At 64.1% G+C, this 14,075-nt stretch carries 11 protein-coding genes; 3 read left to right on the top strand and 8 right to left on the bottom strand.

The genetic code is table 11. The features are described 5' to 3' along the window. Nucleotides 1–39: 39 nt before the first annotated feature. The 5 genes from ACP7BV_RS09535 to ACP7BV_RS09555 form a co-directional block, all read right to left on the bottom strand. On the bottom strand, nucleotides 40–945 hold the full coding sequence (locus tag ACP7BV_RS09535; RefSeq protein WP_426103576.1) for a CAP domain-containing protein: 906 nt from the start codon (nucleotides 943–945) through the stop codon (nucleotides 40–42). Nucleotides 946–1,104: 159 nt separating this feature from the next. Beyond that, nucleotides 1,105–1,857: an ice-binding family protein gene (locus ACP7BV_RS09540; protein ID WP_426103577.1), complete on the bottom strand. Its 753-nt coding sequence runs from the start codon at nucleotides 1,855–1,857 to the stop codon at nucleotides 1,105–1,107. Nucleotides 1,858–2,094: 237 nt separating this feature from the next. Further along, nucleotides 2,095–2,433, bottom strand: a complete 339-nt coding sequence (locus tag ACP7BV_RS09545) for a rhodanese-like domain-containing protein (RefSeq protein ID WP_426103578.1) — start codon at nucleotides 2,431–2,433, stop codon at nucleotides 2,095–2,097. An 11-nt stretch (nucleotides 2,434–2,444) separates the two neighbouring features. Next, nucleotides 2,445–2,852, bottom strand: coding sequence for a hypothetical protein (locus tag ACP7BV_RS09550; protein WP_426103579.1), 408 nt, complete (start codon nucleotides 2,850–2,852; stop codon nucleotides 2,445–2,447). Then, nucleotides 2,849–3,160, bottom strand: coding sequence for a metalloregulator ArsR/SmtB family transcription factor (locus tag ACP7BV_RS09555; protein ID WP_426103580.1), 312 nt, complete (start codon nucleotides 3,158–3,160; stop codon nucleotides 2,849–2,851). The genes ACP7BV_RS09550 and ACP7BV_RS09555 overlap by 4 nt, the downstream gene beginning before the upstream one ends. Before the next feature lie 140 nt (nucleotides 3,161–3,300). Between ACP7BV_RS09555 and ACP7BV_RS09560 the strand changes: the two genes are divergently transcribed. After that, the gene (locus ACP7BV_RS09560; RefSeq protein ID WP_426103581.1) at nucleotides 3,301–3,840 is read left to right on the top strand and encodes a DUF2058 domain-containing protein; all 540 of its coding nucleotides are present in this window, start codon (nucleotides 3,301–3,303) and stop codon (nucleotides 3,838–3,840) included. Nucleotides 3,841–3,971: 131 nt separating this feature from the next. After that, the gene (locus ACP7BV_RS09565; protein ID WP_426103582.1) at nucleotides 3,972–6,026 is read left to right on the top strand and encodes a M13 family metallopeptidase; all 2,055 of its coding nucleotides are present in this window, start codon (nucleotides 3,972–3,974) and stop codon (nucleotides 6,024–6,026) included. A gap of 67 nt (nucleotides 6,027–6,093) precedes the next feature. Here ACP7BV_RS09565 and ACP7BV_RS09570 read toward each other — a convergent pair whose 3' ends face one another. Further along, entirely contained in the window at nucleotides 6,094–7,674 is a 1,581-nt protein-coding gene (locus ACP7BV_RS09570) for an isocitrate lyase (RefSeq protein WP_426103583.1), read from the bottom strand. Between the two features lie 620 nt (nucleotides 7,675–8,294). Between ACP7BV_RS09570 and ACP7BV_RS09575 the strand changes: the two genes are divergently transcribed. Next, nucleotides 8,295–10,064 (top strand): hypothetical protein, encoded by a 1,770-nt coding sequence (locus ACP7BV_RS09575; RefSeq protein WP_426103584.1) that lies wholly within the window; start codon nucleotides 8,295–8,297, stop codon nucleotides 10,062–10,064. Between the two features lie 84 nt (nucleotides 10,065–10,148). On the opposite strand, the gene ACP7BV_RS09580 is transcribed toward ACP7BV_RS09575, so the two are convergent. Both ACP7BV_RS09580 and ACP7BV_RS09585 read right to left on the bottom strand, forming a co-directional pair. Further along, nucleotides 10,149–11,231, bottom strand: a complete 1,083-nt coding sequence (locus ACP7BV_RS09580; RefSeq protein WP_426103585.1) for a phospholipase A — start codon at nucleotides 11,229–11,231, stop codon at nucleotides 10,149–10,151. Nucleotides 11,232–11,380: 149 nt separating this feature from the next. Then, entirely contained in the window at nucleotides 11,381–14,068 is a 2,688-nt protein-coding gene (locus ACP7BV_RS09585) for a GNAT family N-acetyltransferase (protein ID WP_426103586.1), read from the bottom strand. Between the last annotated feature and the right edge of the window lie 7 nt (nucleotides 14,069–14,075).

Raw genomic sequence — 14,075 nt, forward strand, 5'->3', positions numbered from 1 at the left:
AGTTCTTGAACGCTAACACAAACCTGCGTGACGCGCCGTTCAGCGTGGCGCGCCCAGTGCCTGGGTCCAGTACACCCGGCCGGCGCGCTCGCCGCCGCTGATGGCAAAGGCCGCGCCCATCTCGGTAAAGCCGGGGTTCATGATATTGACGCAGTGGCCCGGGCTGTCGAGCCAGCTGGCGACGGCATCGGCCGCGCTATCTTGCCCGGCGGCGATGTTTTCGCCGATCAGGCGCCAGCCATAGCCCGCTTGTGTTGCGCGCTGCGCCACCTGGCGCCCGTCCTTGCCTTGGTGGCTGAAATAGCGCTGCTCGGCCATGTCGCTGCTGTGACTGAACGCCGCCTGGGCCAGCGCGTTATTCCAGGCCAGCGGCGCGGCAGCGTCGAACTGTTGCTTGCCGCAGGTGCGCGGCGCGGCGCGCGCCGCGTTGACGGCCGCCAGGATTGCCGGGCCGGCACTGTGCGCGTCCGGCAGCATGCGCACCGGCGCCGGCGGGGCGCTCTGGGCCAGCACCAGCATCCAGGTGTCGCCCGTGCGCGTAACGCCGGCAGCGGTAAATTGCGGGTTCAGCAGTGCGGCGCAGTGCGTGACGAGCATGGCGGCCAGCACTGACCGGGCTTCGCCCGCGCCGCTCACCGAAATGGCGTCGGCCTGCGCCACCGGATAGCCGGCCCGTTCCAGCACCTGGTCGAGGAAGACGCCGGCGCCGATGTTCAGATCGGCCAGGGCCGGATGCGCGGCAAGGGGCGCCACCGGAGCCGGTACGCGGGCGCCGCAGCGGCCGGGCGCGGCGCGGTAGGCATTGACGGCGTCGATCAACGGGTCGCGCTGCCCGGCCAGCACGGGGCTGGCGGCGAGCAGCGCCACTGCCAGGGCCAGGCCTGGCGCTCCGTACGGGCGCGCGGCATGGCGCAATTGTAAGTACAGCGTGCTTTTCGTTTCCATGAAGAGAAAATGTCGTCCTGACGTTACGGGCAATGTCGGTTCCAGGAGGATACGCCATGACTGCCAGCGCATGTGGCCGGACGAAAAAAACGCCAACCCCAGGGTTGGCGTTTTTCTTGGTGCGTTTATCTTGCCGCTCATCGCGGCCAGCGTGCGCAATTAAGGCGCGGGCTGGGTCACGGTATTTTTTTGCAGGGTCACTTCGGTCTGGGCCAGCAGGCGGCCGTTGATCGTTGCGCCGGTCTTCACGGCGACCAAGGTCTTGGCCAGCACGACGCCTTCAAAGTGGGCCGTGGTGCCGATCGTGACCACGTCGGCTGCCTGCCAGAACACGTTCTTGGCCAGCACGCCGCCGGTCAGGTTCACGCGCGTGGCGCTGGCCTGTTTGATGCCACCGGCGATCTGGAAGATGAACACATCGGTCGAGCTGCCGGTCAGCGTGACGTCGGTCGAGATCTTGACGTCGGTGCCCCATTTGTACAGACCTGGCTTGAGCGTCAAGCCGCCGATTTCGCCGGTACCGAGTTCAGTGAAATCCGGGCGCACACGGCCGGCTGCATCGAGGTAGGCAGTTTGCATGTCGCTCACGGCTGACGTGAGCAGGGTGGCCGCGGTTACGCTGCAAGGCAACGGGCCGGCGGCATCGACGGTGTAGAGGATGCCGGTGGCGACTTCACCGCAGGTAAGACCAATGGCCGCGCCGGTAATCGGGCTGGCGCCCACGTCGCCGTTGATGACCGAAGCGTATACATCTGTGATGCCGGTCTTGCTCAGCAGGGCAAAGGTGCCCGCTGAACCGAGCTTGACCGGAGCCTGTGAACTTGCTGCGCCGGCAATGGCGTGCACTGCGAGCAGTGCGCTCAACAGCGTGGCAAGGAATAAGGCGCGTGGCTGGGTGTCAAAACGGGTCATGGGTTTCTCTCTATTTTTTGCGCATCCACCACCGGGTTTTTCGGGTGATGAATGGGCCGGCACGGGGGCCGTTGCAGTGCCTACGTTATACAGTTGTTGCTTTACATTATTGTGTGCGGTAGCGCGCTTAGTTACACAAGTTACATTTGACTGGACTCCATATTTGACATACAGGCGCGAATTTTGTTAAGTAAATAGCGCGGTTCCTGAAGCGCGCCCGAAGGCGCGGGAAAGTTGTCAGCCGGCGCTCTCGACCGGTAGCCGGGCCGCGGTCCAGCCGTTGATGCCGGCCGACATCACCCGTACGTCCGTGTAGCCGAGCTGCTTTGCGCGTCTGGCAGCGCCGGGCGCCTTCCTGCACAGGGGGTTCGAGCAATAGAACACCAAACCCGCGCTTTGGTCGGCCGGCAGGGCGCCCGCATCGAAGTCAACGCCAAGGTTGATCGCCCCCGGCACGCGCGCCTTCTGCCACGATTGCCGGGAGTTGACGTCGATAATGGTCAGCGCACCGCCGTGCATGCGCAGGTGCAGGTCTTGTGGTGAGATGGACTTCAGTCCCATCAGCATGGCGAACATGGCAGCTTCCTTCAGCTTGGTGCGTTGCCGGCGCCGGTGCGCACGCAGCGCAGCACGGCAAGAATCAGCGCAAAAGCGAGCACGGCGCCACCGATCAGGCCAGCCATGGCGAACGGGGCCAACAGCCAGGCAGTACTGTAGCCGAGGCCGCCGAGCACCAGTGTCCAGCCGGCAAAGCGGCGCGCAGCCTGGTCTTGCGCGGCCGTGCAGCGCAACCGCGCGCGTGCCACCAGCGCCTTGGGAATAGCGTCGGCATACACCACCACCACCGCGCCCAGCATGGCGCCAAGCAGCCGGTGCGACAGGTCGGTGCTGATATACACCGGCGCCAGCCATGCCAGTGCGGCCGAGACGGCGATGATGATGGCCGCGGCAAGCAGGGAACGGCGCAGCGGGGAAGCGGTATTGGCGGTACTCATGGTTTCTCCTTCGATGACGAGTTGTTCTTGCCCGTTTCCGGGCGGCTTACCTGCAGGCCGAACGTTTGCGCAAACATGAGCAGTGCATCTTCGAGCACCGACAGCTTGAGGCGGTAAGTGATCGTGCGCCCCTGCTTTTCCGGCTCGATGAGACCGGCCGCAACGAGCACGGCAAAGTGGGCCGACATGGTTGGCTTGGAAACGTCGAACAGGTCGGCCAGTTCGCCCGCGCCCAGCGGTCCTTGCTGCAAATGCTGCAGGACCTGGCGGCGGGTGGGGTCGGACAAGGCTTTGAAGATTGTGCTCATGTGATCGATTATTAGCTAATCATCGAACTATTGCAAGCAAAATCGGCGGCAATCGCCAATCTGCCGGGCCGCCAGGTTTGCTATGCTAGCGCCTTTGCACCGGCGCGCGCCGGCGCCTTCATTTTACGAAAGTGGCAAGTATGGCCTCGTTACAAGAGCAGTTTTTGAAATCCGGCCTGGTCGACAAGAACAAGGCCAAGCAGGCCAACCAGGAAAAGACCAAGCAAAAAAAGGACGAGCGCCGCAGCGGCACGCAGACGGTCGATGAAGTGCGCCTGGCCGCGCTGGAAACGCAGCGCAAGAAAGCCGAACAGGCGCGCGAAGCGAACGCCCAGCGCGATGCAGCCGCCACCCAGAAGGCGATCCTGGCGCAGATTGCGCAAATGGTACAAAAGAACCGCCAGAACAAGGGCAATGGCGACATCGCTTACAACTTCACGCACAACAACAAGATCGACCGGATCTATGTATCGGCCGCGGTGCAGGCGCACCTGATGGCGGGGCGTCTGGTGATCGTGCGTCAGGGTACGGCCACCGACTTGGTGCCGCGCGTGATTGCCGACAAGATCGCCGAACGGGACGCCTCGATGGTGGTGCGCGTAAACAAAAAAGCCAGCACCGAGGTCGATGCCGACGATCCGTACGCGGCGTTCCAGATTCCCGACGACCTGATGTGGTAGCCGCGGGGCGCGCGCTGCGTACGTACGCGGCAGCGCCACACATGCATATCCGATTTATCGCGCGTGGCCTGTTCAGTGACCACCGTCTGCTTTAGCATCTGACGGACAACAAACCTCGTCAGGAGCGAAACATGCAACGAACCTTGTGCAATACCGTCATCGTGGGGCTGCTGGCCGGCATGTCGTGCGTGGCCTCGGCGGGTCTGGCCACGGCGGCGCCAATCGTGGAGGCCGCGCGCTCCGGCGTCGACGTCGGCTCGCACGACAGCGCGGTGCGCGCCCAGGACGACTTCTTTCGCTATTCGCTGGGCAAGTGGCTCAATGACGTCGAGATTCCGGCGGACCGTGCCAGCTGGGGCGCTTTTAATATCGCCCAGGATAATGTGGAGAAGCAAATCCTGGCGCTGGTTGAAAAGGCAGACCAAGACCCGCAAGCCAGCGCGGACGGGCGCAAGATCGGCGACTACTACGCCAGCTTCATCGATGAAAAGCGCCGCAACGCGCTCGGTCTCGCGCCGCTCAAGGCCGAGCTGGCCGGCATTGCCGCGCTGCGCGACACGCGCCAGCTGGCAGCGCTGATCGCCCACTTTACGCGCATAGGCGTGGGCACGCCGCTCAACCTGTCGGTGGGCCAGGACAACCGCAACGCCACACGCACCATCGTCAATATTTCGCAGTCCGGTCTTGGTATGCCCAACCGCGACTATTTCCTTGCGCTCGATGACGCCAAGCTGGCGGCCACCCGCGCCAAGTACCAGGCGCACGTGCAAAGCATGCTGGCGCTGGCCGGCCACGAGCAGGGGGCGACCGAAGCGGCGAACATCGTCGCGCTCGAGACCGAGATCGCGCGCGCGCAGTGGAGCGCGGTCGAAAACCGCGACCCGGTAAAGGCTTACAACAAGCTCGACCTGGCCGCGCTGAACAAGCTGATGCCCGGCTTTGACTGGCCGGCCTACCTGAAGGGAACTGGTGTGCAAGGCAAGGTGACGTCACTGATCGTCAGCCAGCCGAGCTACCTGGGCGCGCTGGACGCCATCATGCACAAGACGCCGCTGGCAGCCTGGCAATCGTATTTCACCTTCCGCCTGCTCAGTTCAACGGCGCCTTTCCTGTCGCAGCCGTTCGTCGACGAGAGCTTTGGCTTTCGCGGCGTGGTGCTGTCGGGCGCGAAAGTGAACCGGCCGTTGCAGCAGCGCGCCATTGGCGAAGTGAACCGCGCGATGGGTGAAGCGGTGGGCGCGGCCTACGTGAAGGCGCATTTCCCGGCCGAGCGCAAGCGGCAGGTGGAAGCGATGGTGAAAAACTTCCTGGCCGCGTTCAAGGACGGCATCGCCACGCTGGACTGGATGTCGCCCGAGACAAAGCAACAGGCGCAGGTCAAACTGTCGAAAATTGGCGTCAAGGTGGGCTACCCCGACAAATGGCGCGACTACAGCGCCCTGAAGGTGGCGCGCGCGGACCTGCTGGGCAACGTGATGCGCGCGCGCGCCTTTGCGCACGAACACGATATCGCCAAGCTGGGCAAGCCGGTTGACCGGCTGGCGTGGGAAATGACGCCGCAAACGGTGAACGCGTATTACAGCCCGGAGATGAACGAGATCGTGTTCCCGGCCGCGCGCCTGCAGTACCCCTTGTACGATCCGAACGCCGAGCCGGCGATCAATTATGGCGCGGTGGGCATTTCGATCGGGCACGAGATCAGCCACGCCTTTGACGACCAGGGCGCGCAGTACGACGGCGACGGCAACCTGCGCAACTGGTGGACCAAGGAAGACAGCGCCAAGTTCGCCGCGCGCGGCAAGGTGCTGGTGGCGCAATACGGCGCCTACAGTCCGCTGCCGGGATACTTCATCAATGGTGAATTGACGCTGGGCGAAAATATTGCCGACAACGCGGGCGCGGTCATGGCCAGCCGCGCGTACCGCATCTCGCAAGGCGGCAAGGAGGGGCCGGTGATTGACGGTTTTAGCGCCGAGCAGCGCCTGTTCATGGGCCTGGCGCAGGCGCGGCGCGGCAAGGCGCGCGAGCCGAGTCTGATCGCGCAAGTCAAGTCCGATCCCCATTCGCCGGCCGAGTTCCGCGTCAACGGCAGCATGCGCAATCACCCGGGGTTTTACCAGGCCTTCGACGTCAAACCGGGCGACAAAATGTATTTGCCGCCGGAGCAGCGGGTGATTTTTTGGTGAAGTGAAGTGGGTCTACGGACGAAAAAAAGCCCGCTTGAGCGGGCTTTCTTGTCACTGCTTGCAGTGTTTAGAATTGGTTCATGGTGTTGTCTTTACCCGACGCCTTCAGGGCTGCTTCGCCGCTGAAGTATTCCTTGTGGTCGTCGCCGATGTCCGAACCGGACATGTTCTGGTGCTTGACGCAGGCGATACCTTGGCGGATTTCCTTGCGCTGCACGCCGGCCACGTAACCGAGCATGCCTTGGTCGCCGAAGTAATCCTTGGCCAGGTTGTCGGTCGACAGGGCGGCCGTGTGGTAGGTCGGCAGCGTGATCAGGTGATGGAAGATGCCGGCTTCGCGGGCAGAATCTGCCTGGAAGGTGCGGATCTTTTCATCGGCGGCCAGCGCCAGTTCGGTCGCATCGTACTCAACGCTCATCAGCTTGGCGCGGTCGTAGGATGACACATCCTTGCCTTCGGCCTTCATGCTGTCAAACATTTGCTGGCGGAAGTTCAGCGTCCAGTTGAACGATGGGCTGTTGTTGTAGACCAGCTTGGCGTTCGGGATCACCTTGCGAATGGCGCTGACCATGCCGCCGATCTGGGCGATATGCGGTTTTTCGGTTTCGATCCACAGCAGGTCGGCGCCGTTTTGCAGCGACGTGATGCAGTCGAGGACGCAGCGCTCTTCGCCGGTGCCGGCGCGGAACTGGAACAGGTTGCTCGGCAGGCGTTTCGGGCGCAGCAGCTTGCCGTCGCGCTTGATGACGACGTCGCCGTTGCTCATCGATTCGGTCGACACTTCTTCCACGTCCAGGAACGAGTTGTACTTGTCGCCCAGGTCGCCCGGCTCGCGGGTGACGGCGATCTGCTTGGTCAGGCCGGCGCCGAGCGAGTCGGTACGGGCGACGATCAGGCCGTCGTCCACGCCCAGTTCCAGGAAGGCGTAGCGCACGGCGCGGATCTTGGCCAGGAAGTCTTCATGCGGGACCGTGACTTTGCCGTCCTGGTGGCCGCACTGCTTTTCGTCCGATACCTGGTTTTCAATCTGGATGCAGCAGGCACCGGCTTCAATCATCTGCTTGGCCATCAGGTAGGTCGCTTCGGCATTGCCGAAACCGGCGTCGATGTCGGCGATGATCGGCACCACGTGGGTAATGTGCTTGTCGATCTGGTCCTGGATGGCAGCCTTGGCGGCGCCTTCGGCAGCGTCGAGCTGGCGGAACAGGCCGCCCAGTTCGCGCGCATCGGCCTGGCGCAGGAAGGTGTACAGCTCGCGGATCAGGTCGGCGACGGCGGTTTTTTCATGCATCGACTGGTCCGGCAGCGGGCCGAACTCGGAGCGCAGCGCGGCAATCATCCAGCCCGACAGGTACAGGTAGCGGCGGTCGGTGTTGTTGAAGTGCTTTTTGATCGAAATCATCTTTTGCTGGCCGATGAAACCATGCCAGCAACCCAGCGACTGGGTGTACTTGGACGAGTCGGCGTCGTAGTTCGCCATGTCGTCGCGCATGATTTTTGCGGTGTACTTGGCAATGTCAAGGCCGGTCTTGAAGCGGTTCTGGGCGCGCATGCGTGCGGCGGACTCAGGATTGATCGCGTTCCAGGCACTACCTTCTTTGTCTTTCAGGCTGGCGATGGCTTGAATGTCGTCTTGATACTGGGACATGTGAATCTCCTAGATGATGAAGCAAAAATGAGAAAAATCGGATTCGAAACGCACCTTCTGTTCACGCTCGCACTGCCCGGGGGCGGAAATCGAAAGCAAAACTGCACACAAGAATGATAGACGACTTTTCGAAAACGATCGAGTCTTATATAAGACATATAACTCTATTTTTTTCGTGCGTTTTCAAGCACTTGGTACTTGCATTTCGGTATGTGGAATGAATTTTCAAAAAATGGGATGGTCGGCGGGGTTTGCAGGCGGGCTGCCTCTCACATTGTGAAATGGTTTTTCAGCTCAAGCAATCCAGGCATGCGAAAACACAGCGCCGCCGCCTGGAAGCCGCGTCTGGTCCCGCGAAGGCGACGTTTTAGGATGGCATGCTGTAAAGACGGTGTCAACCTGCACGCCAGCGGGGCAGGCTAGCTGGTGCGGCGCAAGTGGCGGGCACATCGCAGTGTGGGATTTGTGCAAACCTTGCGCCAAAGTTGATCGTAGAAAAAAATGCGCTACAGTAATATTGTAAATGCGCATAGCAGCTTGAGGCTCGACACATCCTGGATCGACCTGATCTTGTCCACTTATTCCGTCCACCTGCGCCGTCCACCGTCCAGGAGAAAACCTTGCCACTTTCGCGCGTGCCACCTACCCGTTTCTCCGCCATGAGCGTCCTGGCCTGTGCCTTGTTGCCGGTGCTGGCGCTCTACTGCGCCAGCACCGGCGCCACCACCACCGGCAGCCTGGGCGCTGCGCGCATGTATCACCAGGCCACGGCCATGCCCGAGCCGCTCAAGATCGATACGGCCACGCTGCTCGAGAACGGCAACGTCATCCTGACCAGCCCCACGTCCAGGAATCTGATGCATTACCAGAGCGCCACGGGCGCGTGGAATGTCACGGGGCCGAAGCGCGCAGCCACGCGCGACACCAGCGTGACGCGGCTGTCGAACGGCAAGCTGCTGCTGGCCGGCGGCGCCGCCCTTAACGACGCCACCGCAAGTGCCGCATTATGGGACCCGGCGTGCGCCCCGCAAAAGCTGGCGCTGCCGCTGCCCGCGCAAGGCGTGGACGGCGACGGCGGCGCGCTCAGCTGGACCGTGACGGGCGCGCCGGGTTGCCACTTTGACGCGGCCGACTTGCCCGCCTGGCTCACGCGCGTCACTGGCGAAGCGCTGGAAATGGCGGCCGAAGGCAGCCTGGCAGTGGGTTTCATGGCCGCGCCCAACACCACCGGCTCGCCGCGCACGGCCAGCTTCATGCTGGGCAACGAGACGGCCACGCTGACCCAGCCATCCGTGCCGGCGTGGCCGTCGATGCCGACCTTTTCGCCCACCTATGCGCTCAAGTCTTGCGCCGCCACCGGCGCCATTAGCGTGAGCGCCGCACCGAGCTGCCCGTGGCGCATCAGCGCGCTGCCCGGCTTTGTGACGGCCACCTCAAGCCTGGGCGGCAAGGGCAACGGCAGCGTCAGCTATGCGGTTGCGGCCAACGGGGGCGCCGCGCGCAGCGGCCAGGGCCGGATCGATGCGCTGGACATGAGCGGCGCGTTTACCATGAACCAGGAAGCGGCCCCGTTGTGCCCGAGCGCGCCCGCCTTGAGCTTGACCAGCGCGGCGCTGACGGCAGGTGGGGGCAGCGGCGCCGTCAGCGTCAGCGCAGCTGCCAGTTGCCCGTGGCACGTGGGCGCGCTGCCAAGCTGGGTCACGCTCACCGTGGGCGCCGACGGTACCGGCGACGGCAGTTTTTCGTTCTCCGTGGGCGCCAACAATGGCGCGGCGCGCAGCGCCAACGGCGCGGTGACCGGTCCCGGCGTGTCCTCCACTTTTGGCCTGAGCCAAGCGTCGGCGGGTGCGCCGGGTGCCTGCACGAATGCGCTTGGCAGCGCGTTGCCGTCGAGCGGCACTTTGCAGGCGTCGGCCTGCAGCGCCTGCGCGCGCGGCGCCAATTTGTACACCGACCGCTATACGTTTTCCAGCATGCCGGGGCGGCAGGTGACGATCTTGCTGACTTCGTCCGCCTTCGACACCTACCTCTTTCTGCGCGACCCCTCCGGCGTGGTGATCAAGTCCGATGACGACGGCGGTGGCGGCACCAACTCGCATCCCGTACGGCAGCGACAGTTTTACCTTGCCCCCCCGGCAGCGGCGGCGTGTACACGATTGAAGTGTCCAGCTATTACAACAAGGGCGGCGGCGCTTACAGCCTCAGTGTCAACCAGTGAGGCAAGGTGCCGATTTCCGTGCAGCACCGTACAGAGCATGTGCATGGACCCTGCCATGCTGTTCTCCAGCAGTGACAATCACAGGAGAGCAAGCATGGGCAAATATGTATTGGGATGGATTTTGGGTATTCCGGCGGTCGTGCTGGTCGTCATCTACCTGATCGCGAACTGATCAGCTCGCGGCCGTTTCCGCGTAGCAAAAAAAGCCACCTGAGGGTGGCTTTTTTAATGGGGCTGGCAGGGGCCGGCACTTTTTTTAAAAGTCGGCGTTGAAACCGGCGCCAATGGATTTTTGCGAATAGTTGTAGTCGATCAGGCTTTGTCCGTACCCGGAGAACACTTGCAGGTAGCCCTTCAGGTTGGTCGTGATCGGATAAGCCCAGGCCGCCTGCAGCGCGCCGTGCCTGGTGCGCCAGTTGCGCCGCGCCGTGACCGAATATTCATACCCGTTGTCGCGGTACACGGCGTGGATGTCGCCGTGGCCCAGGAAGTCCGTGATGTCCGGGTTGTCGTTGTTCGACTTGGCATTGTCCAGGCGCCGCCAGAGCCGTCCCGCCACTGAAAAGTTGCCGCGGTCCACGCCCAGTTCGGCATACATCCGGTTCCAGCTGCGCGACAGCGTCCTGGTCTGGCCGTTCGATTGGTGCACGATGCCGACGTTAAAATACTGGAAGTGAAGCCCCGCAAATTCCTTCTTGATGGGCACCACCGCCATGACTTCTGGCTGATAGTTGGTTTCCCTGAACGGGCTGGAAGCGGCGCGGTTATACGCTTGCCAGAAACTTTGCTGCGTGTAGCCGAGCCAGATATCGATCGGCGAGCCGGCGACCTGCTCGGCCGCCTTGACCTTGAAACTGAGCTGATAGCTGATTTCCACCCGCTTGGGCGGCAGCCCGGCCGGCGTCAGCGCGCGGTAGGGCTCGGTGTTTGACTGCGCGCTGTAGTTTGCCAGCAGCAGGTAGTTTTCGTGGTGCGGACGGAACGAGAACACGCCGCGCCGGGCCGACGGCACCAGTTCCCATGATTGCTCGGTGCGCGAAATGGGCGTTTCGGGCGGGGCGGCAGTGGCCGACGCCACCGGCGCGATCACCTTGGGTTCGGCGGCGGCTGTGGCTGCGGCGGCCGGGTTGGCGGGGGCGACTGTGCGGTCCACCGTGGGGTTGCCCGCCACGGTGGCGGCGGTGGCCGCGCGGGTCAGCTCATCGAAACAGCCAAGGCGGGCGCTGGCGTCGCCCAGCGCCGAGCAGCGCAGCAATTGTTGCTCCAGTTCGCCAGCCTGCGCGGCGGCGGTGGACAGGAGGAGGGTGGCGACGACGATTCGGGGTACGGCAAGGTGCATACAAATAATTTCTATAGGAAGGGGAAAGAGCGTGGCGCGCTCGCTTGAACGCGACGCAGTTTAGCCTAAAGGCATTTTCTTTGCAGACAGACACCCACTGCCCGGCGGCTGCCACGCGCCTGCCGCCGGCGGTGCCGCCAAGCGCGCCTCTACAGTGCCTTGCTACACAGGCGAAAGTCCGGGTCCTCGGTGTACGGACGAATCTGAAAACCCAGGCTCCCCATCAGCTTGAGCATGCCGCTGTTTTTGCACAGTACCAGGCCGTCGATCTCGGTCAGGCCCTTGTCGCGCGCCACCTCCATGATCCCCAGCATCAGGCGCGTGCCCAAGCCCTGGCCGCTGAAGCGGTCGTCGACCAGCAGCGAAAACTCGCAGCTGCTGCGGTCCGGGTTGGCGATATAGCGCGACACGCCGATGATGCTGGTCGTTTCGACAAAGTCGCCGTCCGGCCCTGGCGCGCGCTGCGTCTGCACCGCCACCAGCGCCATTTCGCGGTCGTAGTCGATCAGCGTATAGCGCGCCAGCATCGGCACCGACAGCTCGCGCAGCGAGGAGGCAAAGCGGTAGTAGCGCGATTTTTCCGACAGGCCGCGCACCAGGTCTTGCAGCATGCAGGCGTCGTCCGGCTGCACCGGCCGCAGCAGGTACTGGCCGCCGCCGCGCATCGGCCACTCCTGCGTGTAGTTCGACGGGTAAGGCAAAATGGCTAGGTGAGCATAGCTGTGCGACGCTTGCGGCGCGGCGTCGACGACGATGCGGGCGTCGACCGCCAGCGCCCCGTGCTCGTCGACGATGAGCGGGTTGATGTCCATTTCGCGCAGCTGCGGCAGCGCGCACACCATTTCAGAAACGCGCAGCAGCATGTTCTCGACCGCTTCGCGGCACGCCGGCGGCGCGCCGCGCCATTCGTCGAGCATGCTTGACGCACGTACCCTGCCGATCAGGCGCTGGGCCAGGAACTGGTTCAGCGGCGGCAATTCGACGGCGCGGTCGTTGATCAATTCGATCATGGTGCCGCCCGCGCCAAAGCTGATGGCAGGGCCGAACAGGTGATCGGTGACGACGCCGATATAGAGCTCGCGGCCATGGCGCTTGCCGGCCATTTTCTGGATCGTCACGCCATTGATGCGCGCCTCGGGCGCCAGCCGGCGCACGGTGGCCATCATGTCGCAGTAGCCGTCGCGCACGGCGGCCGCATTGGTGAGGTTGAGCACCACGCCTTGCACGTCGGACTTGTGGGCGATATCGGGCGAGTCGATTTTCAGCGCCACCGGGTAGCCTAGCTGGCTGGCGATGAGCATGGCTTCGTTGCTGCTGCGCGCCAGGATGGTGTGCGTGATCGGAATGTGGAACGCTGCCAGCAGCGCCTTCGATTCCATCTCGGTGAGCACCTTGCGGCGCTCGGCCAGCACGCCTTCGATCAGCAGGCGCGCGCCGTCCAGATCGGGCTTGGTCAGTTGCGACAGCGGCGGCGGGGTCTGGCGCAGCAACTGCTGGTTCTGGTAAAACGCGGCGATATTGCTAAAGCCGTCGACCGCCGCTTCCGGCGTGCGGAAGGTGGCTACGCCAGCCGCGTTGATGATCTGGCGCGCCGCCGTCACTTGCCGGTCGCCCATCCAGCAAGTCAGGAGCGGCTTGCCCAGGCTGGCGTTCAGCGCGCTCACGGCGCGCGCCACGGCCGCCGGGTCGCCCCCGAGCTTGGGCGAATAGATCACCAGGATACCGTCGACCAGCGCGTCGCGCGCGCAGGCCTGCACCGCGGCGCAGAAGGCGTCGGCGTCGGCCTCCTCGGACAGGTCGATCAAATTGGAGAGGGTGGCCAGGGGCGAGAGCAGCGGGGCCAGCGCCTGCACGCTGGGCTCGGACAGGCGCGCGAGCTGCAGGCCGAGTTCTCCGATCCAGTCGGCCGCCAGTACGCCGGGCCCGCCGCCGTTGGTGATGATGGCCAGGCGCGGACCGACCGGGCGGTAGCGCGAGGCCAGGCATTTGGCCGCCGAAAACAGCTGCACGAACGACTTGACCCGTACCGCGCCGGTGCGGCGCAGCGCGGCGTCGAACACGTCGTCGCTGGCGACAAAGGCGCCGGAGTGGGTCAGCGCCGCCTGCGACGCGGCGGCCGCGTTGCCGGCCTTGAGCACCACCACCGGCTTGGTATTGGCGGCCCCGCGCAGGGCCGACAGGAAGCGGCGCGCGTCGGTCAAGCCTTCCATGTAGATGACGATGCTCTGGGTGGCCGGGTCGGTGGCCAGAAAGTCCAGCGTCTGGGCCAGGTCGACGGCGGTGTTCGGGCCCAGCGAGACCACGGTGGAAAAGCCGACCGCATTCTGGCTGCCCCAGTCGAGGATGGCCGAGGTGAGCGCGCCCGATTGCGAAATGAGCGCCAGGCTGCCCGGTTGGGCCATGGCGCCGGCGACGCTGGCGTTGATATGCAGGCGCGGGCGCTGGTAGCCCAGGCAGTTAGGGCCGAGCAAATGGATGCCGAACTTGCGGGCGATGGCGTGCAGTTCCCTGGCCAGCGGGCTTTGCACGCCGCTCGACAGGATCAGCGCGGCGCGGCACTGGATGCGCCCGGCCACTTCCAGCGCGAACGCCAGCTCGTCGTTGGGAAGCGCGATCACGGCCAGGTCGGCGCGCGACTGGGCCAGGTCGGTCAGGGTGCCGCTCATGCCCACGTCAAGGAAGGTGATCGGGCCGGTAAAGCCGCCTTGCTCCAGTTGCGCGCCGATGTCGCGCCCGTAGCTGGTCTGGGACGGCGGGAGCTCTGGCTGGTCGGCCTTGCCCGCGAAGACGACAATCGAGCGGGGTGAAAACAGCGGCGTGAGGTAGTGATTTTCCATGAGCGTG

It is taken from the genome of Massilia sp. TSP1-1-2 (assembly GCF_049896185.1).
GTDB lineage: Bacteria > Pseudomonadota > Gammaproteobacteria > Burkholderiales > Burkholderiaceae_D > Telluria_A.

Coding starts and splice junctions, on each gene's coding strand:
- ACP7BV_RS09565 (WP_426103582.1), top strand. CDS start 3,972: ATGCAACGAACCTTGTGCAATACCGTCATCGTGGGGCTGCTGGCCGGC.
- ACP7BV_RS09585 (WP_426103586.1), bottom strand. CDS start 14,068: ATGGAAAATCACTACCTCACGCCGCTGTTTTCACCCCGCTCGATTGTC.
- ACP7BV_RS09560 (WP_426103581.1), top strand. CDS start 3,301: ATGGCCTCGTTACAAGAGCAGTTTTTGAAATCCGGCCTGGTCGACAAG.
- ACP7BV_RS09550 (WP_426103579.1), bottom strand. CDS start 2,852: ATGAGTACCGCCAATACCGCTTCCCCGCTGCGCCGTTCCCTGCTTGCC.
- ACP7BV_RS09535 (WP_426103576.1), bottom strand. CDS start 945: ATGGAAACGAAAAGCACGCTGTACTTACAATTGCGCCATGCCGCGCGC.
- ACP7BV_RS09540 (WP_426103577.1), bottom strand. CDS start 1,857: ATGACCCGTTTTGACACCCAGCCACGCGCCTTATTCCTTGCCACGCTG.
- ACP7BV_RS09545 (WP_426103578.1), bottom strand. CDS start 2,433: ATGTTCGCCATGCTGATGGGACTGAAGTCCATCTCACCACAAGACCTG.
- ACP7BV_RS09555 (WP_426103580.1), bottom strand. CDS start 3,160: ATGAGCACAATCTTCAAAGCCTTGTCCGACCCCACCCGCCGCCAGGTC.
- ACP7BV_RS09580 (WP_426103585.1), bottom strand. CDS start 11,231: ATGCACCTTGCCGTACCCCGAATCGTCGTCGCCACCCTCCTCCTGTCC.
- ACP7BV_RS09570 (WP_426103583.1), bottom strand. CDS start 7,674: ATGTCCCAGTATCAAGACGACATTCAAGCCATCGCCAGCCTGAAAGAC.